Origin of the sequence: Photobacterium indicum, from assembly GCF_003026215.1 — a bacterium.
Taxonomy (GTDB): domain Bacteria; phylum Pseudomonadota; class Gammaproteobacteria; order Enterobacterales; family Vibrionaceae; genus Photobacterium; species Photobacterium indicum.
On record NZ_PYOC01000013.1, the window covers coordinates 55,022 to 78,796 of the forward strand.

21 protein-coding genes and 1 other annotated feature are annotated in these 23,775 nt (G+C 42.2%); of the genes, 12 read left to right on the plus strand and 9 right to left on the minus strand.

Annotation, left to right across the window (positions count from 1 at the left end; translation table 11 throughout):
• Nucleotides 1-154: 154 nt before the first annotated feature.
• Together miaE and C9J47_RS22930 are read left to right on the plus strand one after the other, a co-directional pair.
• Nucleotides 155-934, plus strand: coding sequence for a tRNA isopentenyl-2-thiomethyl-A-37 hydroxylase MiaE (miaE, locus tag C9J47_RS22925; protein ID WP_107255576.1), 780 nt, complete (start codon nt 155-157; stop codon nt 932-934).
• 410 nt (nt 935-1,344) lie between these two features.
• Nucleotides 1,345-2,316: a LysR substrate-binding domain-containing protein gene (locus tag C9J47_RS22930; protein ID WP_107255577.1), complete on the plus strand. Its 972-nt coding sequence runs from the start codon at nt 1,345-1,347 to the stop codon at nt 2,314-2,316.
• An 85-nt stretch (nt 2,317-2,401) separates the two neighbouring features.
• On the opposite strand, the gene C9J47_RS22935 is transcribed toward C9J47_RS22930, so the two are convergent.
• The 4 genes from C9J47_RS22935 to topA form a co-directional block, all read right to left on the minus strand.
• A complete protein-coding gene (locus C9J47_RS22935) occupies nt 2,402-3,583 on the minus strand; it encodes a M20 metallopeptidase family protein (RefSeq protein WP_107255578.1) in 1,182 nt (393 codons plus the stop codon).
• Entirely contained in the window at nt 3,583-4,032 is a 450-nt protein-coding gene (locus C9J47_RS22940; protein ID WP_107255579.1) for a hypothetical protein, read from the minus strand. Before C9J47_RS22940 ends, C9J47_RS22935 begins: the two co-directional genes overlap by 1 nt.
• Nucleotides 4,025-4,852 carry a DUF3100 domain-containing protein gene (locus C9J47_RS22945; protein ID WP_107255580.1) on the minus strand — a complete coding sequence of 276 codons (828 nt, stop codon included), beginning with the start codon at nt 4,850-4,852 and terminating at the stop codon, nt 4,025-4,027. Before C9J47_RS22945 ends, C9J47_RS22940 begins: the two co-directional genes overlap by 8 nt.
• 319 nt (nt 4,853-5,171) lie before the next feature.
• Entirely contained in the window at nt 5,172-7,826 is a 2,655-nt protein-coding gene (gene topA / locus C9J47_RS22950; protein ID WP_107255581.1) for a type I DNA topoisomerase, read from the minus strand.
• A gap of 471 nt (nt 7,827-8,297) precedes the next feature.
• Between topA and C9J47_RS22955 the strand changes: the two genes are divergently transcribed.
• Nucleotides 8,298-8,546: a YciN family protein gene (locus tag C9J47_RS22955; protein WP_107255582.1), complete on the plus strand. Its 249-nt coding sequence runs from the start codon at nt 8,298-8,300 to the stop codon at nt 8,544-8,546.
• A gap of 154 nt (nt 8,547-8,700) precedes the next feature.
• Here C9J47_RS22955 and C9J47_RS22960 read toward each other — a convergent pair whose 3' ends face one another.
• The gene (locus C9J47_RS22960) at nt 8,701-9,102 is read right to left on the minus strand and encodes a DUF805 domain-containing protein (RefSeq protein ID WP_107255583.1); all 402 of its coding nucleotides are present in this window, start codon (nt 9,100-9,102) and stop codon (nt 8,701-8,703) included.
• A gap of 132 nt (nt 9,103-9,234) precedes the next feature.
• Nucleotides 9,235-10,296, minus strand: a complete 1,062-nt coding sequence (sohB, locus tag C9J47_RS22965) for a protease SohB (RefSeq protein WP_011219145.1) — start codon at nt 10,294-10,296, stop codon at nt 9,235-9,237.
• 213 nt (nt 10,297-10,509) lie between these two features.
• On the opposite strand from sohB, the gene C9J47_RS22970 reads away from it, so the two are divergent.
• Nucleotides 10,510-11,253 carry a YciK family oxidoreductase gene (locus tag C9J47_RS22970; protein WP_107255584.1) on the plus strand — a complete coding sequence of 248 codons (744 nt, stop codon included), beginning with the start codon at nt 10,510-10,512 and terminating at the stop codon, nt 11,251-11,253.
• An 85-nt stretch (nt 11,254-11,338) separates the two neighbouring features.
• Here C9J47_RS22970 and rluB read toward each other — a convergent pair whose 3' ends face one another.
• The 3 genes from rluB to rnm form a co-directional block, all read right to left on the minus strand.
• Nucleotides 11,339-12,463 (minus strand): 23S rRNA pseudouridine(2605) synthase RluB, encoded by a 1,125-nt coding sequence (gene rluB / locus C9J47_RS22975; protein ID WP_107255585.1) that lies wholly within the window; start codon nt 12,461-12,463, stop codon nt 11,339-11,341.
• A gap of 185 nt (nt 12,464-12,648) precedes the next feature.
• Entirely contained in the window at nt 12,649-13,269 is a 621-nt protein-coding gene (locus tag C9J47_RS22980) for an L-threonylcarbamoyladenylate synthase (RefSeq protein WP_107255586.1), read from the minus strand.
• Nucleotides 13,266-14,159: an RNase RNM gene (gene rnm, locus C9J47_RS22985; RefSeq protein ID WP_107255587.1), complete on the minus strand. Its 894-nt coding sequence runs from the start codon at nt 14,157-14,159 to the stop codon at nt 13,266-13,268. The genes C9J47_RS22980 and rnm overlap by 4 nt, the downstream gene beginning before the upstream one ends.
• A 136-nt stretch (nt 14,160-14,295) precedes the next feature.
• Nucleotides 14,296-14,391 (plus strand) — a sequence feature (Trp leader region).
• A 79-nt stretch (nt 14,392-14,470) separates the two neighbouring features.
• Here rnm and C9J47_RS22990 point away from each other — a divergent pair.
• From C9J47_RS22990 to C9J47_RS23025, 8 genes are all read left to right on the plus strand, one after another.
• Nucleotides 14,471-15,484, plus strand: a complete 1,014-nt coding sequence (locus tag C9J47_RS22990; protein ID WP_107255588.1) for a 3-deoxy-7-phosphoheptulonate synthase — start codon at nt 14,471-14,473, stop codon at nt 15,482-15,484.
• Nucleotides 15,481-17,085, plus strand: coding sequence for an anthranilate synthase component 1 (locus C9J47_RS22995; protein WP_107255589.1), 1,605 nt, complete (start codon nt 15,481-15,483; stop codon nt 17,083-17,085). The genes C9J47_RS22990 and C9J47_RS22995 overlap by 4 nt, the downstream gene beginning before the upstream one ends.
• Nucleotides 17,086-17,097: 12 nt before the next feature.
• Complete coding sequence (locus C9J47_RS23000) at nt 17,098-17,736, plus strand: aminodeoxychorismate/anthranilate synthase component II (protein ID WP_107255590.1); 639 nt, start codon at nt 17,098-17,100, stop codon at nt 17,734-17,736.
• A gap of 11 nt (nt 17,737-17,747) precedes the next feature.
• Complete coding sequence (trpD, locus tag C9J47_RS23005) at nt 17,748-18,758, plus strand: anthranilate phosphoribosyltransferase (protein WP_107255629.1); 1,011 nt, start codon at nt 17,748-17,750, stop codon at nt 18,756-18,758.
• Between the two features lie 2 nt (nt 18,759-18,760).
• Nucleotides 18,761-20,131: a bifunctional indole-3-glycerol-phosphate synthase TrpC/phosphoribosylanthranilate isomerase TrpF gene (gene trpCF / locus C9J47_RS23010; protein ID WP_107255591.1), complete on the plus strand. Its 1,371-nt coding sequence runs from the start codon at nt 18,761-18,763 to the stop codon at nt 20,129-20,131.
• Between the two features lie 15 nt (nt 20,132-20,146).
• Nucleotides 20,147-21,337 (plus strand): tryptophan synthase subunit beta, encoded by a 1,191-nt coding sequence (gene trpB, locus C9J47_RS23015; RefSeq protein ID WP_006233136.1) that lies wholly within the window; start codon nt 20,147-20,149, stop codon nt 21,335-21,337.
• The gene (trpA, locus tag C9J47_RS23020) at nt 21,337-22,146 is read left to right on the plus strand and encodes a tryptophan synthase subunit alpha (RefSeq protein WP_107255592.1); all 810 of its coding nucleotides are present in this window, start codon (nt 21,337-21,339) and stop codon (nt 22,144-22,146) included. The genes trpB and trpA overlap by 1 nt, the downstream gene beginning before the upstream one ends.
• 347 nt (nt 22,147-22,493) lie before the next feature.
• Complete coding sequence (locus C9J47_RS23025; RefSeq protein WP_107255593.1) at nt 22,494-23,735, plus strand: dicarboxylate/amino acid:cation symporter; 1,242 nt, start codon at nt 22,494-22,496, stop codon at nt 23,733-23,735.
• Nucleotides 23,736-23,775 lie beyond the last annotated feature (40 nt).

The window sequence follows — 23,775 nt, forward strand, 5'->3', positions numbered from 1 at the left end:
CACCAGACAGCATAAGGCTGATATTGAACATCGATAATTATTGAAGAGGTCGCTGGTGCGACCTTTTTTACGACTGCGCTATTTTATATCGCTACTAAGAGTCGAGTAATCATTTAATATTTACGCAGAAACATACCACTAGATAGAATCGATTATGAATAAAACTCAACAGATGATTGACGAGCTACTCTCGCCTATCAAACAGTTCTTATACTGTGAAACCCCTGATGCTTGGATAAACGAAGCCATTAAACCCGAAAACTTAACAGGATTACTGGTCGATCACTGTAACTGCGAGCTAAAAGCAAGCCAAACGGCCATGTGGCTGATCCGCAAATACGCGGTAGATGCAGATAGTGGGAAAGCATTACTCGAATGGGCAAAACCTTATGAAGATTTTGTCTATGGCAGAGTGCGAAATACAGATGCCTTTCATGGCAAAAAAAATGGATTGTCAGCCCCTTTAGTTGCCAAAGACGGCTTTGTACATGGTCCTGAACTTATCGATAAAATGGTTCGCTTAATCAAAGAAGAGTTCCACCACTTTGAACAAGTATTAGATATCATGGTAAGCCGTGATATCCCTTACAGTAATTTAAGTGCAGGTCGTTATGCGAAAGGCCTAATGAAAGCTGTTCGTACACACGAACCTGCAACGTTAATTGATAAATTGATTGCTGGCGCATATATCGAGGCACGATCTTGTGAGCGCTTTGCTAAATTAGCCCCATTTTTGGATGACGAATTACAGAAATTCTATATTTCATTATTACGCTCAGAAGCCCGCCACTATCAAGATTATTTACAACTCGCAGAACAAATTGCAGGGCACAACATTTCAGACCGTATTCGTATCATAGGTGAAAAAGAAGCTGCGTTAATTAACACTGAAGACGATATGTTCCGATTTCATAGCGGCATACCTGCTGCGTAACCAGCGACAAGTTCGGCGATCAAATACCATGTACTCTTGTTAACTAGGCTTGGTATTTGATTGTCATTGATTATGGCATCATGAACGATTACACTAATTTCAGGGTTAAAAATAGAAAAACAAACCCACATTAAGCTTTGATTTACTCGCTTTTTTCCGGATAAATACAATGAGATAACAAGGAGTAGAGAATATGCCAATTCTTGTTGATAATGGAATTATCGATCGCATTAATACTTCTTATCACTTTTTGAAACTTATGATCAGGGATCGCCATAAGACTCATAATGGAACACTATTTGCCATTAGCAGTATAGCGATAGAGTGTAGTAAGTAAGTAAGTAAGTAACTAAATACCTAAGCCCTGCTATCGAGCGGGGTTTTTAATACTTATTCTCAGGTACGTTTAAATGAAACTACAACAGCTACGCTATCTAAGAGCGATAGTAAATCATGATCTAAATATCTCAGCAGCATCAAAAAGTATCTATACCACGCAGCCAGGAGTAAGTAAGCAAATAGGCCTGCTTGAAGCAGAACTTGGTGTTAAGATCTTCGAGCGTAAAGGTAAAAATCTAAACGCTATTACCAGTATTGGTAAACAGATAATTGACGAAGGCATGAAAATGCTGGCTGTGGAAGAGCGGATATACGCAATCTCCAGAGATTACCTCAATCCTGAAGGTGGATGCTTGAACATCTATACAACCAACACGATTGCACGATTCTTATTGCCTAAGACAGTCGAGAAATTTGTAAAGAAGCATCCTGATATTACCTTTCACATTGGAGCTGCACACCCCGATGAGAATGGCGCTATTATCAAAAAAGGGCATTCTGACTTTTCTATTGTTGCTCAAGACGTAGAACGAGATAAAGATCTGATCGTCCTTCCAGCTTATAAATGGTCACTAAGCCTTATCCTCCCATCGAATCACCCGTTGAGAAAAGAAAAAGACATCACCCTAGAAATGATCAGTAAGTACAACCTGATTAGTTATGATTCTGGATCTACAGGGAAAATAGCACAAGATAAAGCATTTGCAGAACAAGGAATAACGCCGACTTATTTCATGACTGCAATGGATGTAGACGTAATAAAGCAATACGTAAGCATGGATCTTGGTATCGGTATCATTGCGACAATTGCCGCTAAACAAATATGCGACGGTGACATCGTTGCTATTCCTCTAAAAGGAATCATACCGGATTGTGACGCTTGGATTTGCTATAGCAGAAATGTCTTCTTACAAAAGCATATGTATGACTTCATTGAAAGCTTTGCCCCGCACTTGAAACAAGAAGTAATGGAAGTGATTGCGCACTCAACGAACAATGAAATAATTAAATTATCTCAAGAATTTGAATTACCACGCTACTAAAAAGTCCCACTCAGGTACATAGTAGCAACTAGTATCTGAGTAGGATTACCTTCAATTAAATTAAAGATATGAGCAAATAGCCCAGTTAATCAGTGGCTAAATTAATAAAGATTTGAGCACCTACAAGCAAGAAATCCTCATCGACAAAGTAAGGGTTTGAATGCAAATAATTACAAATGCCCTTTTCCTTATTGCCTGAACCTAAAAAGAACATAGCGCCGCACTTATCGCCTGTCGCTTCAATCATCAAGCTGAAATCTTCACTGCCAGTCATGGGTGTACAATTAGCATTAAGCAATTCAGATGGAACTGTTTTATTCGCAGCCAGAACAACACGGTCGTAAGCAAATTGATGATTAATAATGGCTGGGTAACCACAATGAGTGATCGACGTGGTATAACCACGTAACTCACTTTGAGCAACAAGGGATGAAAAGCTATTTTTCAACACCTGATCGGTTTCAGAATCCATAGAACGGATAGTGCCACGAGCCTGAACATTTGCAGCGACTGCATTTGGAATCGTACCGCCATTAAACATCCCACAGACGAAAACAGCAGGCGAAAATGGATTCGTTTTCTTGGCTACAATGTAGTCCATATCCTCAACAATACGCGCACCTTCACGAATAGCATCAAGGCCCTTATGTGGTGTTGAACCATGTGCTGATACGCCTTGAATATCAAGTGTCCATGCACAGCCATATGAAGACATAATACCGTTATTAACTAATACGGTACCACATTCTTGTGCAGCATCATTATGAAGGGCATAAACTTCATTAACACCATTCATACAACCAAGTTCAACCATTTTATTGGCGCCATCAACACGCATATCTTCTTCAGCCATTTGGAAGATAAATCGAACATTGTGGCGTAATTCTTCTTGGTTATTTGCCAAGTAATTTGCAGCAGTTAATGCAATAGTCATATGTGTATCATGACCACAGTTATGCGCACGGCCTTTATTCGCCGATGAATACTCATTACCCGTTAAGTCATCCATTTCAAGTGCATCCATATCTGCACGAAATGCAACCGTCTTCAATGAAGTGTCAATAACCAGATCGGCTATAAAACCAGTATACCCATCATAAGACGTTACCTGATAACCAAAATCGACCATCAGTGATTTACAATATGATGATGTTTCAACTTCTTCTCCTGATAATTCAGGAATCATATGAAGGTGACGACGGGTGTTAATACTAAACTCTCGTAGTTCTAATACGTTTGCGTTTAATTTAAATTTACCTAACGTCATTAAATAATACCTTTCATTGTGAAGCCGATTTGCGCGATCATTGATGCACCAAAGAAACAGCTAGTCGATACAACTAGGAATAAAACAACAATCTTCCACGATAGTTTTTTAAGTTCTTCCATCTTGCCGCCAACAGATAAGCCAGCGAAAGCAAGTAGCGGAACACAACAAGATAAGAAACCAACCTTCCCAATTGAATCTAAGAAGAAAGTTCGAACCACAGTATCAGGTAAACAAATTGCGATGCCAATAAGAGTTGCATATGCAAAAGCAGGTAATGGTGAATTAATATAATGCTTTGTTACTAATGCTAAGAATACAATTACCGACATGGCAACGGCACTGTCCCACATACTGAATAAAGGTGTTCCCGTCGTTAATGTTTCAGTGAAAATAGCCAGAGCTAAAGCAAGGAACACAAATTTCATATCATGAATAGATTTAAGCATTAGTCGCTACCTCTTTTTTGTTGCAAATTTTATACATGAATTCAGCAAGTGGTAAGCCAATAAATGTAAGAGACAAGGCACCAATCACAGATGAAAGTAAGTTAGATGCTGCCGCGATACTTAATGCTTGAGCAGCCATATCAGGGCTCAGCGTACTCACTAAAGCACCAGATGCTGCACTCAGCATCGAACCACTGCCAACGCCACTACCTGCGGCTAATGCCAATGGATGAAGACCTGTCAGTGACCCAAGGCTACCTAATACACTGAACCAAAGTGTACCAATCACCGAACCACAAAGATAAATAGCAAGAACACCAATATACTCTGGTGTGCCTGTTCCATACTTCCCTTGAACAACGGCAATTGAGGGTTCACGGCTAATAGATGAACATGCACCAATGGCTTCACGGCCTAAACCAAACTTAACAGCAAGAGGAATCGCAATAAATATTGGTAATAAATTACCGAGTTCTTGGAAAATTAATGGCACACCGGCTTCTAAAATATTATCGATATTAGGGATAATCATTCCAGCATATTGAGTGCCTAGAATTAAAAGAGAAAAGCCGACCATATTAGATGCAAATGATTCTTCTTTTTCAGTAAAGACTTTGCCCCATAATTTTATTTTGTCTCGAACTACCACTAATGAAATAGCCATACCAATCATTACCGCAAATAACATGGGTAGAATTGGAATACTTACAGAACCAAATGAAATAACTTGTTTACCTATTAACACCTGCGAAACAAAAATAACAGCCATAACAATGAGTGTCGTTTTTATAACAGGCATAAGATCTAATTTTTTTGTCATAATTAATCCCTCGCTTTAATTAAGCCGGATTATATTTGTGGATATTAATTCACATTGTGATGTAGCGCTTATTACATTATTCCAAAAAGTTATAACTTATTTTAAATTGAAAAAACAAACGCATTATTAACATTTAATGCTCATAACAAAGTACAACTGACAGATACGATTAAACAAACATACGACATTAATGACATACTCATCATTAAAAATAGCAACTAAGAATTAGTCCTAGATTTTGGTAATATTTCAGCATTATTTGAATAATAATGCCGATGACCGATAAAAACGTAAAAAAAACCGCCTTTCGGCGGTTATTTTATTTATCTTCTTTTTCAGCTTTTTCTTTCTTTGGCTTTTTGCGCTTATCGGTAATTTCCCACTTACCGTCAACGTAAAGGCCAGTCCAGCCTGATGGCTTGCCGTCGACTTCAGTACGAACGTAGTTCTCTTTGCTCTTACGGCTAAAGCGAACAACAGTCTCACGACCATCCGGATCTTCTGTCGGCGCCTCTGCTAAGTAATAGAACTTAGGCGATAAGCGATCTTTAAAGCGTACTAGTTCAGACACAAGCGGCGCACGTGTTTCACGCGATTTAGGGAAAGTACTTGCAGCCATAAACAAGCCAGAAGCACCGTCACGTAAAACGAAATACGCATTAGAATCTTGAGTACATGGAATCTCAGGCAAATGTACAGGATCTTCTTTAGGTGGTGCAATCTCACCATTCTTCAGAATCTTACGAGTATTTTTACAGTCTTCACTCGTACAACCCATGTACTTACCAAAACGACCTGTTTTCAGTTCCATGTCTGAACCGCACTTGTCACATTCAATCAGTGGTCCTTCATAGCCTTTCAGCTTGAACTCACCTTTCTCAACAATGTAACCATCACAGCTTGGGTTATTACCACAAACATGCAATTTACGATCTTGGTCAATCAGGTATGCATCCATTGCGGTGTCACATTTAGGACAACGCTTCTTAGCGCGCAATGCAGCAGTTTCAACGTCTTCTTCAAGTACGTTTACAATGCCGTCTTCATCACCTAAGTTAATCGTTTTTTTACAACGCTCTTTTGGCGGAAGTGCATAACCAGAACACCCTAAGAATACGCCAGTCGATGCTGTACGAATACCCATAGGACGAGAACATGTAGGACATTCAATATCAGTAACAACGATATTGTTTGGCTTCATGCCACCTTCTTCTTCATCTAACTCGGCTTTTTCAAGCTCGGTAGTGAAGTCGCTAAAGAAGTTATCAAGAACGGCTTTCCAGTTCTTTTCGCCTTCAGCGATTTTATCTAGGTTACCTTCCATGCGAGCAGTGAAATCAAAATCCATCAGATCAGGGAAGCTTCCATCTAAACGATCCGAAACGATTTCACCCATTTTCTCTGCATAGAATCGACGCTGATCGACACGCACATAACCACGATCTTGAATCGTAGAAATAATTGATGCGTATGTTGAAGGACGACCAATGCCACGCTTCTCTAATTCTTTAACCAATGCAGCTTCTGTAAAGCGCGCTGGTGGCTTAGTGAAGTGTTGTTTAGGCTCAACGCCTTCTAACTTCATAACATCGCCAACGTGAACGGTAGGCAATGTCGTATCTTCATTCTTACCAGATGGACGCTGTACTAGAGTCCAACCTGCAAAGCGCAAAATACGTCCTTTCGCTTTAAGCGTAAACTCATCAGCTTGAACTGTAATTGTGCTTGAATCGTATTTTGCTGGCACCATCTGGCAAGATACAAACTGACGCCAAATTAAGTCGTATAACTTAACTGCATCCGCATCCATGCCTTCTAGGTTTTCAGCTTGTACTTCAACACTTGAAGGACGAATTGCTTCGTGCGCTTCTTGTGCATTTTTCTTGCTACCGTACTTTATCGCTTCTTTCGGGAGATAATTCTCACCGTATTCGCTACCGATAAATTCACGTGCAGCTTCAACCGCATCATTCGACAAGTTAGTCGAATCGGTACGCATGTAGGTAATATAACCCGCTTCATATAGACGCTGAGCCAAACCCATTGTACGTTTTACACCATAACCAAGACGGGTACTTGCCGCTTGTTGCAGTGTTGATGTGATATAAGGTGCTGAAGGCTTGCTGCTGGTTGGGCGATCTTCACGATCAACCACTTTGTACTCTGCACTATCAAGTACAGATTTAGCCGCCATGGTTTGTGCTTCATTAACCGGACGGAAAGCTTTACCCGCCTGCTGAGAAACCATCAAACGCAGTGCATCTTTACCAACAGTCAATGTATTCGCATGAATGTCCCAGAACTCTTCTGGTGTAAACGCTTTAATTTCACGTTCACGTTCAACAATCAACTTTACCGCTACAGACTGAACACGACCAGCAGATAGACCACGGGCAACCTTCTTCCAAAGAAGAGGTGACACCATGAAACCCACAACGCGATCAAGAAAACGTCGAGCTTGCTGAGCATTAACACCATCAATGTTCAATTCACCAGGTTCTTCAAACGCCTGCTGAATTGCATTTTTAGTGATCTCATTAAATACCACTCGCTTATAACGTGCATCATCACCACCGATGATCTCACGAAGGTGCCACGCAATAGCTTCTCCTTCGCGGTCCAAATCGGTAGCTAGGTAAACAAAATCAGCATCGGCAGCAAGTTTTTGCAGTTCATTAACGACTTTTTCTTTGCCCGGAAGCACTTCGTAATGCGCATCCCAATCGTTATAGGGATCAACCCCCATTTTTCCGATTAGAGACTTACGGTCTTTAATTTTCTTAAGACGCGCTTTTTCTTCAACGCTCAACCCTGCGGTTGATTGTGCTGCCGCTTTTTTTCCGGCATTACGTGCACCCGTTGGCAAATCACGTACGTGACCAACGCTTGACTTTACAATGAAGTCCTTGCCCAAGTACTTATTAATAGTCTTGGCTTTGGCAGGGGACTCCACAATAACGAGAGATTTACCCATAATGACTCTATTACGTCCTCGTGCTCGCTAAATTTTAAATAAAAACAAAAAGTTGCATGCTAAAAAAAAGAAAATTGGCACGTCAACGCTATTACAATATTGGGCTACTATTCAAGAAGGTCAACTGCTTTTTGAGAAAAACGAACTGTTTGCTCGCCCCTTCTACAGTTGTTAATGATACGTTAAAAATCAAAAACCCACTTTTAATTAGTCAAAATTCTGTTTAAAACTTCACTATATAGAGAGTAGATGAAGTAATTAAAGGCGCTAATCATTACCACCTCACGACAGCCTTTGACTATTCACGACCATGATTTTTAGTCATCGCTCACAGATTTTTTCCATAATTGCTTTTTGTTTAATCACTATTCAACATTTGAATGAAAATATACCCAGCGTTATTAAGGATTTGTTTTCTCCTGACAAGATGAATAAACTAATGACGTATTTCTTCCAGAGACGTCATTCATCATGAGCGATAAAAAATCAATTCCCCAAGACAACCTTTTACTGATCGCCAATCAACTGATTCAAGATCACGATGCCTACATTAAAGGCATGCGAGCAACATCTGTTGAAGAAAAAGCTGATGTGCTGGTATTTAAAGGTGAATATTTCCTCGATGACAATGGTCTTCCGACCACCAATACAACTGCGGTATTTAACATGTTTAAATATCTAGCGCATAAGCTGTCACCCGAGTTTACTTTGCAAGATTAAGCCGTAAATTGTTTGTTGACGCAAGGGATTATAAAAAAAATCGTTGTTAAAGAGTAAAAAACAACGTTTATTTTCACGAGTTATCACCTTAAAAATCAAAAAAATAACCCGCCAATAAGCGGGTTATTATTCAATAAAAAAGTGTCCAAACAACTTACATGTCGATGGTTATCGTTTCTTTTTTATCATCTTTCGTTGGGGTAGAACGTCCTTTTGGATCCGGACCGTATTGGTTGTCTCCTTTTATACCGTCGAGCATACCAAGTTCAACAATAACAAAAGCAGGACCAATTAAAGGTACAAAGGTCAACAACGCCCACCAAGCACTTTTATTACGATCATGCAGGCGCTTAATATTCAGCGCCAATGATGCCCAAAAGACAAAAAATAAAATAACCATAGCCAATATATTCAGCGCTTGATTATTGCCCATGTTACTTGGGCTGGTATACCAAAAGACAGGTAATGTAACCAAGAGAACAGGCAAGCTATATAACCAGTAATCACGTCGTCTTAATCGACCTTTAAAAGAAAACAGCGCCCACTTTTGATCCATCGAAAAACCTTATTAACTACAATTGTTTAACTAATACCATTCTGAATAAATAGATGGTCAGAGATATGTCTATATTGGCATAATACCAGCTTAATAAAAGCACTCAGCCAACCATCAATATACTATCAGGTATTACATGAATGGACGTTGACCGCGGCTTACCCATTTCAATAACAAGTTATCTGCCGCTTCACCTGTTGCACCCGCTAATTTTTCTGCCAGTTTCTTACGTTGAACGAAACGAACATTTAATACTTCACGATCTTTACAAGCATGTGTAATGAAATCATCGCTGGTGCCGATTTCATCAACAAGCCCTAGATTCAGTGCTTGATTACCAAACCAATGCTCACCAGTTGCCACTTTTTCAAGATCCAACTCTGGACGGTGAATCGCAATAAAGTCTTTGAACAAACCATGCGTTTCTTCAATTTCAACTTGGAATTTATCACGAGCTTTATCAGTATTTTCGCCAAACATTGTTAATGTACGCTTGAACTCGCCCGCTGTGATCTGTTCAAACTCAATATCATGCTTTTTCAGCACTTTGCTAAAGTTTGGTAGCTGGGCAATAACACCAATAGAGCCCACAATTGCAAAAGGCGCTGAAATAATTTTATCAGCCACACAGGCCATCATGTAACCGCCACTAGCGGCAACTTTATCGACAGAGATCGTCAGCTTGATACCCGCAGATTTCAAGCGATCAAGTTGTGAAGACGCTAAACCATAACCATGTACCATACCGCCGCCCGTTTCTAGGCGAAGCAATACTTCATCACCTTCAATCGCAACTGCAATAATGGCACTGACTTCTTCACGTAAAGAAGAGACTTCACGCGCATCAATGCTACCGTGAAAATCGATGACAAATAAACGAGACTCACGAACGTGAGACAAATCGCCTTCTTTAGCAGCTTTTTTAATTTCGTTCTGACGTGCTTTCTCTTTTTCTTTATCTTCTTTTTTTGTCGCTTTATCGCGTGCTTTCAATAGCGGTTTATCAAATAAGTGCTCTTCTAATTGATGAACCGTATTTTTATACTGCTCAGTTAAGTCTGTGACTTCTAATTCACCCTTTTGTGAACCGTGACGTCCGTTTAAACCTTTCGCTAAAACAAGGATACCGACAAGCGCAATAACGACTGTCGCAATCTTGGCTAAGAACAGCCCATAATCAAACAAAAATTCCAATCTTAAGTCCTCGCTTTAATAAATTGATACCAATCACAGAATGATGGTCTTTTCCCATTGTAACCAAGTTGCCACCTGTACCGCTATGGCAATACAATAGAAAAGTAAAAAGATATACCTAAGCGACTTTACGTACGCAGATTCAGCGAGAATCCCGCATCTAAGGTTATTTGGGTATATATTAATAATGACAAACCAATAAGGAAGTTACACGTGGAATATCAAATCGCTGCGGATTCTCTAAAAGATCGCGTCATTCTAGTCACTGGTGCTGGTGATGGCATTGGTCGTCAAGCAGCCATTAGTTATGCAGCACACGGTGCAACTGTTATTTTGCTTGGTCGTACCGTTGCTAAACTTGAAGCTGTTTATGATGAAATTGAAACGCTAGGCTACAGCCAGCCAGCGATTATCCCTCTCGATTTACGCGGTGCAACGAAGCAGCACTATATTGATATGGTTGAAACCATTTCAGAGCAGTTTGGCCGTTTAGATGGTGTATTACACAATGCCGGTTTACTTGGCGTATTAAGCCCATTTGACCAACTCGGTGAAGATACCTTTGACGATGTAATGCATGTTAACGTTAAAGCACAGTTTTTGATGACTCAAGCTATCATGCCACTGATCAAAAAATCTGAAGATGGTCGTATTATTTTCACCTCTTCGACAGTCGGTCATGAAGGTCGTGCTTTTTGGGGCGCCTACTCTATGTCTAAGTTTGCAACTGAAGGCATGATGGAAATCTTAGCCAATGAGATGTGTAATACAACGGTTCGCGTCAATGCAATTAACCCAGGCGGTACACGCACAGGCATGCGTGCAAAAGCGTTCCCAGCTGAAGATTCAGGCCTATTAAAAACACCTAAAGACATTATGCCGCTGTACCTTTATTTAATGGGTCCAGAAAGCAAAGATGTGAATGGCCAGTGCATTGATGCACAGCCAAAAGGCTAAATTTAAAGCAATCTGAAAAATGAGACATAACAAAAAGCCGACGTATTCACGTCGGCTTTATTATGTCTGTTTACTAAGACGAATCTTATTGGCGCGTACGTGGCTTAACCGTTAATGGGTTACGACGTTGAGCACCATTACCTGACGGTTTACGCTTACCTGCAGGCTCATTGCTTTCGTCTGTTTTACGACGATTGCCTTGCGCAGGCTTACCAGCAGATGGCTTGCCACGTGTCGGCTTAGCCGTTGAAGGCTTACCTGACGGCTTACGCTTCCCAACTGGTGCATTTTGCCCTTCAGCTTCACTGTTACGTGTTGAAGAACGACGTTCATCAGAGTTACTCGTACGGCCACGACGACCGCGAGGTGTTTCAGTAACACGTTCTTCGTGACGACGTACGGCACGACGAATTTGACGAACACCACGTTTACGCTTCTGGCCTTCGACCGTCAGCATTGTGTTTTCTTCAGCTTCAAGCTCTACCACTTCACGAAGATAGTTAACTTCTTTCAGCTCAAGCTCCATCCAACCGCCACGAGGCATATCTTTCGTTAGATAGATATCACCATAACGTACACGTTTTAGACGGCTTACTGTTACGCCTTGTGAATCCCACAAACGACGAACTTCACGGTTACGGCCTTCTGTGATTACAACGTAGAAAGTATGGTTCATACCTTCACCGCCAGAATACACAACGTCTTCGAAACGTGCCATACCATCTTCTAGTTCAACACCTTGAACTAGGTTTTTAACCATCTTCTCGTTAATCTCACCGAAAACGCGAACCATGTATTCACGTTCAACACTTCGGCTTGGGTGCATCAGGCGGTTAGCTAATTCACCATCAGTGGTAAATAGCAATAGGCCTGAGGTATTTGCATCCAATCGACCAACAGAAACCCAACGGCCACTTGATAGACGAGGTAAACGATCAAATACCGTTCGGCGACCTTCAGGATCGTGACGCGTACATAACTCACCTTCAGGTTTGTTATAAGCAAGAACACGACACACTTCATCAGCAGGCGAAACCAGATCAATCTTGTGACCATCGATACGTACAAGAACAGATAAATCGTCTAGACGATCACCCAATTTTGCGACTACGCCATCAATGCTCACACGACCGCTTTGAATCATTAATTCGATCTCACGACGAGACCCTTGGCCAGCACGCGCTAGCACCTTCTGTAACTTTTCACTCATTATAGACAAACCTTTGTCGCCTTCACAGGCGTCGAAATACTCATCAGAACACTTTAAGCCATCTTAAAGATAGCCGCATATTATGCCAAAGTATTCACTAATACGCTATCTCAAAGATAGCCTAGCTGACTATCAATTTACAGATAGTTTGGGTATACGTATTCAAACAGTAAATAGTAGAAGCATTAGCTAAAAGGTGCAGGATCACCCGCGCCAACTCGTAACACTTCCATTTCATCATTACTAAAATCAATCACGGTAGTCGGTTGCTCGCCTAAATAACCACCATTCATGATTAAATCGACCGCATGCTCTAACTTATCGCGGATATCATCAGGATCAGATTCAGCAACATCGCTATTAGGCAAAATTAAACTGGTCGACATTAATGGCTCACCCAACTCTTCAAGCAGAGCTAAAGCAATCGCATTATCAGGAATACGGATACCAATGGTTTTACGTTTAGGGTTCATTAAACGACGTGGCACTTCTTTCGTACCTTTGAAAATAAACGTGTACGCGCCTGGTGTATTGCTACGTAACAAACGGAATGCCGCATTATCAACACGTGCATAGTTGGCAATTTCAGATAAGTCACGGCACAACAATGTAAAATTGTGCTTATCGTTTAGTCGACGGATCTGACAGATACGTTCAAGTGCTTGTTTATTCTCGAGTTGGCAACCCAAGGCATATCCTGAGTCGGTTGGATACACGACAACGCCACCTTTACGAATAATCGCAACCGCTTGTGACATTAAACGGGCTTGCGGGGTTTCAGGGTGAACATAAAAAAACTGGCTCATTTATCCTCCGAGGGCGATGTCGGCTCTACCGATACCGCCTCATCAACTCGCTTCTTTTCAACATCCCAATCAAGCCAAACTTCTGTTACGCCTTTCGGTAACCACAAATTACGACCTAATTCCGTCCAAGGAGACGGGTAATGGAAATCAGAGCCTTGAGAAGCAAGTAAATTATAAGTGATCGCATAATCCCCTAAGGTGCGACGTTCTTGTTGTCCTTGCTGTGGTTGAGCAACTTCCATTGCATCACCTTTCGCTTCAACAAAAGTAGCTAAAAGTCGCTTTAACCATTTTGCCGTCATTTTGTAGCGACCGGGATGCGCAAGGACAGCTTGGCCACCAGCAGCATGAATAACAGCGACTGCATCAGCAATCGAGCACCAAGCTGGCGGCACGTAACCCGGATTTCCCCGAGTTAAGAATTTCTTAAATACTGCCTGCATGTTTTTTGCGTAACCTTGCTCAACAATCCAACGCGCAAAATGAGCCCGTGTAATTGTTGCACCATTAGCTAATGCCATTGCGCCTTCATAAGCGCCAGGCATATTATTTCTCGCCAATCGTTCAGCCATCTCTAGCGCCCTTGCGGTACGACGATCGGCTTGCTCTTGAATAAGTGCGGTTAATGCTGGGTGCTCAGAATCAATATTCAACCCCACGATATGAATATCAAAGTTACTCCAAAGCGTAGATATTTCAATGCCTTTGATCAGAGTTATAGGTAACTCTTGTTCATCAATGATGCGTTGAGCAGGCAATAGCGCTTCCACCGTATCGTGATCGGTTATCGCAAGCGCATCAACTCTACGTTCAACGGCTCGTTTCAACAATTCTTCTGGCGATAAGCACCCATCTGATGCTGTGGTGTGGCAGTGTAAATCAAATAACATAATTTTATTTCTGACTTATCTCTTGACTTTACATCAGCGAACTAGTTTACTAGTACGCAATTACCCGTGGTAAGACTCTACAGAACAGGACTTTTACATGTTACAGCAAATTAACCAACAGCTTCGCGCTTTCTTCATTTCATGGTGGTGGCACTTCTCTATACGGGTTGTGTGATTTGCTGTTCCTAACGGACAGAATAGACATAAGCCCGCCAGATGCGGGCTTTTTTATACCAAAATTTCAAATAATTTATCAGTGTGATGCCAACGTTACTCAAGAGTAAAAGCATCAAACTCAAAAGGGTCAAAACATGATTATCGTACTAAAGCCTAAAGCCACAGAAGCACAAGCTAAAGAAATTCTAAGCCGCATTGAAGCATCAGGCCTAAAGCCTTTATATATGCCGGGTGTTGAACGTATCGTATTAGGCGCATTAGGCGATGAGCGTGTTTTGCAAAAGTTGAATCTAGATGCTTACCCATGCGTTGAAACAGTGAAGCCTATTTTAACCAAATACAAAATGGTTAGCCGCGAAGTGCAAGCGCACGATACTGTTGTACGATTTGGTAATACAGCCGTCGGCGGCAACAAATTCGCGGTTATCGCCGGCCCTTGTTCGGTTGAATCTGAAGCACAGTTAATGGCAGTTGCTGAAGTCGTTAAAAAGCACGGTGCCGTTGCTTTACGTGGCGGCGCTTATAAGCCACGCACCAGCCCATATGATTTTCAGGGTATGGGTGTTGAAGGCTTGAAATTATTACAAAAAGCCAAGAAAGAACTCAACATTCCAACTGTTTCTGAAGTCATGGAAGTGAGTCAAGTTGAATCACTGTGTGAATATGTAGACTGCCTACAGATTGGCGCGCGAAATATGCAAAACTACGCATTATTAAAAGCCGTGGGCGAAAGTAAAAAACCGGTCTTGCTCAAACGCGGACTTTCAGCCACTATCGAAGAGTTGTTGCTGGCTGCGGAATACATTTACGATGCAGGTAATCCAAACATTATCTTGTGTGAACGTGGTATTCGTACTTTTGAAACAGCAACACGTAATACATTAGACTTAAATGCAGTGGCTTATTTGAAGCAACGCACTCACCTTCCGGTAGTCGTTGATCCTAGCCATGGAACTGGTGTACGTGAATTGGTTATTCCACTCTCTCGTGCTGCTGCTGCAGTTGGCGCTGATGGCATCATCGTAGAATCGCACCTTAATCCGTGTGAAGCATTATCTGATGGGCACCAAGCGCTTACAGGTCCAATGTTCGAGCAGTTAATGCAAGAACTTAAACCGTTTGTAGAAGCGGCAGGGAGAACGCTGTGAATACTACCCCATTAGGTGCAGGTGAATTAGAAGTCCTTAGCCTTGATGTACCTTATGTAGCAGATCCAACGGAGTTATATTATTCCGTATGTGGTAATCGCCCGCATAATCTATTGTTGGAGTCGGCAGAAGTCGATTCTAAGCAAGATCTTCAAAGTTTAATGTTAGTTGATGCTGCGGTACGCATTGTATGCCGAGGTAAAGAAGTACGTCTTGAAGCTTTAACCGATAATGGCTTATGTGTACTTCAAACTATCGAAAACGTTGTTACCAATAACACTACCACCGATATCACTGTCGAGCGTGAAGCGCGTTGTTTAGTCCTACACTTCCCAACCGCAGAACGCACACTCGATGAAGACAGCCGTTTACGTCAAACGTCGTCTTTTGATGCGCTACGCATGATTCAACATGCCTTCGATACATCGACTCATCCGCGTGAAGCACTATTTTTAGGCGGGTTGTTCGCTTACGACTTAGTCGCAGGCTTTGAGCCACTGCCCGATGTAGCACAAGACAATAACTGCCCTGATTACCTTTTCTATATTGCTGAAACATTACTGGTTATCGACCACCAACGCCGCAAAGGTAAGCTTCAAGCCACCTTGTTTGGTGGTGAGCAATATACCGCGAGCTACTTTGAACTAAGCCGCCGTTTACAGCATATTAAAGAAGCCTGCCTAGATCCTAAACCTGTTCCAGCAGCAGAGCTTCTTGAACGTTGTGAGCCAGAAGCCAGTATCAGTGATGAAGACTTCTGCCAAACAGTGAAAGACTTGAAGCAATACGTCATTGCAGGTGATGTATTCCAAGTGGTGCCTTCTCGTCAATTTACGTTACCTTGCCCTTCACCGCTTGTTGCTTATAAAGAACTTAAAATCGGTAACCCAAGCCCGTACATGTTCTTCTTACAAGATTCAGAATTCACCTTATTTGGCGCCTCACCAGAAAGTGCACTGAAATACTGTACAGAAAGCAACCAAGTCGAGATCTACCCTATCGCAGGCACACGCCATCGCGGAAAGAATGCCGATGGGTCGATTAATCTGGATTTAGATGCGCGTATTGAACTTGAACTACGCAGCGACTTGAAAGAAAACGCAGAACACATGATGCTGGTTGATTTAGCGCGTAACGATGTTGCACGTATCAGTGAACCAGGCAGCCGTTATGTGGCCGACCTACTAAAAGTAGACCGTTATAGTCACGTGATGCATTTAGTTTCTCGTGTTGTTGGGCAACTACGCAGTGATCTTGATGCATTACATGCTTACCAAGCATGTATGAATATGGGCACTTTAACAGGCGCACCAAAAATTCGTGCCATGCAGCTGATTCGTGATGTAGAACAACGTCGTCGTGGTAGTTATGGTGGTGCAGTGGGTTACTTAACGGGTCATGGCGATATGGACACCTGTATTGTGATTCGTTCAGCTTATGTCGAAAACGGGATCGCAAGCGTTCAAGCTGGCGCTGGTGTCGTATACGACTCAATACCCCAAGCTGAAGCAGATGAAACACGTGGTAAAGCACAGGCTGTTATTACCGCGATTCGCAAAGCGCACAGCTTAAACGAAACCAAAAAACTAAGCCGTAAATAAGGAGCTAAAACAATGGCACAAGCACATATCGTTCTATTGGATAACTTTGACTCTTTTACCTACAACTTGGTTGATCAGTTCCGTTCATTAGGCTACCCAGTAACCATTTACCGCAACAGCCTTAGCGTTGAACAAATGGAACAGGCACTAGCAGATAAAGTAAACCCAGTGCTAGTGCTGTCACCAGGGCCTGGTGCACCAGCAGACGCTGGTTGTATGCCAGCCCTAATCAAACGTATTAAAGGGGAAGTACCTATTATAGGTATCTGCCTTGGTCATCAAGCCATTGTTGAAGCTTACGGCGGTAAAGTAGAAGGCGCAGGAGAAATCGTTCACGGGAAATCGGCCATGATGAGCCACACCCAGCATAACGTCTTTGGTGATTTACCTAACCCACTCTCGATTGCGCGCTATCACTCTTTAGTCGCTACCGAAGTACCAGAAACGCTGGATATTGTTGCCGATGTTGATGGTCTTGTTATGGCTGTTATCAATGATGCTGATCGCATTTGTGGGTTTCAATTCCACCCTGAGTCGATTCTAACGACACAAGGCGCACAACTGCTAACAAATACTTTGAACTGGGTAATGTCGAAAGTAGAAAGCAACATAGAAACAACAAAAACACCTCAGACAAACGATAAAGATTAAGGATGATGGTTATGGACGCTAAAATTTTCGAGATTGCAGACAAACTTTACGCCCAACAGGCACTAACGCAAGATGAAAGCCATGTACTATTTGATGCCATCATCAAAGGTGATGTAGACCCCATTTTACTTTCTGCAGTGCTTACTGCACTTAAAATCAAAGGCGAAACACCCGCTGAGATCGCAGGGGCAGCGAGTGCTTTACTTGCAAATGCCAATACATTTCCTAGCCCTGAATATGATTTTGCCGACATCGTAGGTACTGGTGGCGACGGTGCCAACACCATCAATATCTCCACTACAGCTGCATTTGTTGCCGCAGCCTGTGGTGTCAAAGTTGCAAAACACGGTAACCGTGGCGTATCAAGCAAATCTGGCTCATCTGATTTACTGGATAAATTTGGCATCAATCTCGCGATGACACCAGAAAATGCCCGTGGTGCACTCGACGAACTTGGCGTCTGTTTCTTATTTGCACCTGAGTATCACAGCGGTGTTCGCCACGCGATGCCTGTGCGCCAAACCTTAAAAACACGAACGATCTTTAATGTATTAGGCCCACTGATTAATCCTGCACGACCTAAAATTGAATTAATGGGTGTGTACGATCAATCACTAGTTCGTCCTATTGCCGAAACAATGGTAGCTATGGGCATGAAGCGCGCAGCTGTCGTTCATGGTTCAGGCCTTGATGAAGTGGCGATTCATGGCGAAACGCTTGTCGCTGAAATTATTAATGGTGAAATTAAAGAATACACCTTAACACCAGCTGATTTTGGGCTAGAAGCACACCCATTAGAAGCAATTAAAGGTGGTGAGCCGGAAGAAAACCGCGCAATCATCACAGATATTCTGACCGGAAAAGGCACTGATGCTCAGCAAGGAGCTGTCGCGGTCAATGTTGCTTTGTTATTACGCCTGTTTGGGCAAGAAGATTTAAAAGCGAATACACAGCAAGCGATTGCAGCCATGCAATCAGGTAAAGCATATGAGCTAGTTAGTAAATTAGCGGCACGAGGTTAATCATGGAAACAGTACTCGCAAGAATCGTTGCAGATAAACGTATTTGGGTTGAAGCTCGCAAACTAAGCCAGCCTCTTGAAAGCTTTGTCGATACCATAGTCCCAAGTGACCGTTGTTTTTACGATGCACTTACCAGTGATACTGCCGCTTTCATTTTAGAGTGTAAAAAGGCATCGCCGTCTAAAGGTCAAATTCGTGAAGACTTCAATCTTGATTACATTGCCAGTGTTTACAACAATCACGCCAATGCTATTTCAGTATTAACAGACGAGAAATATTTTCAAGGCAACTTTGATTTTCTGCCGCAAGTGCGCAACCAAGTTCGCCAACCAGTTCTCTGTAAAGATTTCATGATCGACGCTTATCAGGTTTACCTTGCACGTCATTATCAAGCTGATGCCATCCTCTTAATGCTATCTGTGCTGAATGACGAAGAATACCACGAGCTATCAACACTGGCGCACTCGTTAAATTTAGGCGTGTTAACTGAAGTCAGCAACGAAGAAGAACTTGAGCGTGCAATCGCATTGCAAGCCAAAGTGGTTGGGATCAATAACCGAAACTTGCGCGATTTAAGCATTAATTTGAATCGTACAAAAGAACTCGCACCGCGTTTGCCTGAAGGCACGATTGTCATCTCTGAATCAGGCATTAGTACCAACCAACAAATTCGTGATTTATCGGCATATGCGAATGGCTTCTTAATTGGAAGTTCGCTAATGTCTGAAGACAATCTTGAGCTGGCTGTGCGACGTGTTCTGCTTGGCGAGAATAAAGTGTGTGGTTTAACCCATGCCGACGATGCATCTGCTGCCTATCAAAGCGGTGCAGTGTATGGTGGTTTGATTTTTGTTTCCTCGTCTCCTCGCCATGTCGATATCGAACAAGCCCGTATGGTAATGAGTGGCGCACCACTTAAGTATGTCGGTGTTTTCCGTAATGCAGATCCACAAGCAATCAAAAAAGCAGCTGAGTCATTGGCTCTATCTGCCGTGCAATTACACGGTGATGAAACACCAGAATATGTCACAAATTTAAAAGCACAGCTTCCTGTTGATTGTGAAATCTGGAAGGCACACGGGGTAGAAGCGGTATTACCCGACTTTTCCCGTTGGCAAGCCGATAAGCACTTACTCGATAGTAAAGTGGGTCAACAAAGTGGCGGCACAGGCAAAACATTTGATTGGTCGCTACTGAGTGAAACAGCGAAAGAAAATATTTTATTAGCTGGCGGGCTTACCCCAAGCAATGTCAGCGAAGCAGTCAAGCTTGGTTGCCGCGGATTAGACTTAAACTCTGGTGTAGAAAGCGCACCGGGTAAAAAAGATCAAACGAAATTGAATGCGGCATTTGCAGCAATCAGAAAGTATTAAGGATTAGAAACGATTATGAGCAAATTAGATGCCTACTTCGGTGAATTTGGTGGTCAGTACGTACCGCAAATTTTAGTACCAGCGCTAGATCAGCTGGAAGATGCTTTTATTGAAGCACAACAAGATCCAGCCTTTCAAAAAGAGTTTATCGATCTATTAAAAGATTACGCAGGTCGTCCAACTGCCTTAACGTTATGTCAGAACCTGACTAAAGGCACAAAAACAAAGTTATACCTAAAGCGTGAAGATTTACTTCACGGTGGCGCTCATAAAACCAACCAAGTATTAGGTCAAGCACTACTTGCTAAGCGCATGGGTAAAAAAGAAATCATTGCTGAAACGGGCGCAGGTCAGCATGGTGTTGCAACCGCATTGGCATGCGCACTATTAGATCTTAAATGTCGCGTTTACATGGGCGCAAAAGATATTGAACGTCAAAGCCCCAATGTATTCCGCATGAAATTGATGGGTGCCACCGTTATTCCTGTGCATTCTGGGTCTTCTACTCTGAAAGATGCCTGTAATGAAGCAATGCGCGACTGGTCTGCAACTTATGAAGAAGCACACTACCTACTGGGTACGGCTGCAGGTCCACACCCATTCCCAACAATTGTTCGTGAATTCCAGCACATCATTGGTGAAGAAACCAAAGCGCAAATCTTAGAAAAAGAAGGTCGCCTACCCGATGCTGTTATTGCATGTGTCGGTGGTGGTTCAAACGCTATTGGTATGTTCTCAGATTTCATCGATGAAAAAGACGTGGGCTTAATTGGTGTAGAACCGGCTGGTAAAGGTTTAGATACCAACATGCACGGTGCACCACTTAAACACGGTAAACTGGGTATTTTCTTTGGTATGAAAGCACCATTGATGCAAGATGAACATGGTCAGGTTGAAGAGTCTTACTCAGTATCTGCAGGACTCGATTTCCCATCTGTTGGGCCTCAACACGCACACCTTAACGCAATAGGCCGTGCTGAATACGGCTCAGTAACTGATGATGAAGCACTCGATGCATTCCAGTTACTGGCGCGTAAAGAAGGTATTATTCCAGCGTTAGAATCTGCCCACGCATTGGCTTATGCACTAAAAATGATCGAAGCTGAACCAGAAAAAGAGCAACTTTTGGTTGTTAACCTTTCAGGTCGTGGCGACAAAGACATTTTCACCGTACACGATATTTTGGACGCAAAGGGAGTACTGTAATGGATCGTTATCAAGAATTATTTAATCGCCTAGCAGCAAAAAATGAAGGCGCATTTGTTCCTTTCGTAACGATTGGCGACCCTACCCCTGAGCAATCAATGAAAATCATTGATACCTTAGTTGAATCGGGTGCAGATGCGCTTGAATTAGGCATCCCATTCTCCGACCCATTGGCTGATGGCCCAACCATTCAAGGTGCAACTATTCGTGCACTTGAATCAGGTACAACACCTGTTGTGTGTTTCGAATTATTAACTCAAATTCGCGCAAAATATCCTGACATGCCAATTGGCTTGTTAATGTATGCAAACTTGGTGTTTACTGCTGGCATCGAAACCTTCTATAAAAAGTGTGCCGATGCGGGTGTCGACTCAGTATTGATTGCAGATGTGCCAATCAAAGAATCAGAAGAGTTCCGTGTGGCAGCTGAAAAATACGGCATTCACCCTATCTTTATTGCACCACCCAATGCGACTGATGAAACATTGAAATCAGTCTCTGAATTAGGCGGTGGTTACACATATCTACTGTCTCGCGCTGGTGTCACAGGTGCTGAAACAAAAGCAGGTAAGCCAATTCGCCACTTAGTTGAAAGTCTTACTAAGCATAATGCTCCACCAGCCCTACTTGGGTTTGGTATATCTGAACCAGCACAAGTAAAGGAAGCAATTGAAGCAGGTGCCGCCGGGGCAATATCTGGTTCTGCTGTAGTCAAAATCATCGAAAATAGCCTAAACGATCATGCTGCAATGCTTGATAATTTAGGCCAATTTATTCGTAACATGAAAACAGCAAGTAAGCTTAGCTAATACACTGCTATTTCATAACGACTTAAAAACCGCACTCTGTGCGGTTTTTTTTAGTCAAACCTTCTGCTGTTAACTCCCCTCTCAATATTCGTAACATAAAAAAACCACATTTCCGACACATCACTCTTGCACGGTTTAAAAAGCCATCAATCGCACCAAACATGCATAAGTTTGATTTATATCAATAGAGCAAAATATCGAAAAGAATGATTGATAAGCTCTAAAATTGCGTGTAAAAACACAGTCGCAAAATATTGAGTTAACATTTATAACATTGAAAAAACTTAACTCGAAACAAAACCAACAAGACACAATAGCAGTAACAAACACAACAGAGGGCATCGAAAGTGTTAAAAGAAAAAGGATTATTGGGCAACATCGGCGTTCAAGTCGTTATTGCGATGATTGTAGGTACAATCGTTGGCGCAATGATGGGACATTCTGCCAGCATTTTTGCACCGCTTGGTAGTATCTTCATCCATCTTATTAAGATGCTTGTTATTCCATTGGTTGCGGTTGCGATTATCTCTGGTGCGGCTGGTTTGGGAAGCAGCCACTCAGCAGGTAAAGTCGGACTGACAACATTAGGTTTCTTTGCTTTTACATCAGCAGTGGCCGTTGCTCTAGCATTAGTAATGGGTGAAGTATTCCAACCTGGCGTTGGCATAGATCTTACTGGCGTCGAAGGCATGTTTTCTAATGCATACGCTGAAAAAGGTGATTTACCTTCATTTTGGGCAACTCTTTTGGGTATGATCCCGACAAACGTTTTCCAGTCTCTTAATGAAGCTAATATTCTTCAGATTCTTGTTTTCTGCCTATTTTTTGGCGTAGCTGTATCGAAGTTAGAAAAAGAACGTCGCGATCCACTGATTAACGGTGTTAATGCGGTCGTTGATGCAATGGTTTGGATGATCAATGTTGTAATGAAAATTGCACCGTTGGGCGTATTCGGGCTAATGGCTGACGCTGTGGGTACGTTCGGTTTTAGCGCCTTAATGGTGGTATTTAAACTATTCGTTGTTTACATCGCTGCAATTCTTATCTACGGCTTCATTTTCTACCCGATTATGATCAAGCTGTTTAGTAAAACTTCACCAATTGCGTTTTTATCAGCAATGAAGAAACCGCAAGCTGTTGCATTATCGACAGCCTCTTCAATGGCAACACTGCCTGTTACGATGGAAACCTGTGAAGAAGAACTCGGCGTTCGTAATTCAACCGCTTCATTTGTTTTGCCATTAGGTGCAACAATCAATATGAGTGGTAATGCTATTTACTACGGTTTGGTTGCCATCTTCTTTGCACAAATGTTTAACGTTGATCTTGGTATGAGTGCTTATATCGCCATTATCGTTACTTCAACATTAGGTGCAGTCGGTCAAGCGGGCGTACCTGGTCCTTCATTCTTGGTGGTTGCTGTATTGCTTTCAGCTGGTATTCCCATTGAAGGTCTACCGTTACTCTTTGCTCTAGACCGTATCTTCGACATGGTCCGTACTGCATTGAATATCACTGGGGATGCTGCTTGTGCTGTTATTGTTGATAGCTATATTGGCGATAATGAAGAAGAAGCTGTAAAGGTTTAACCCGAAAGTTATCCCTTTAGAACAAGGCTAATACCAGATA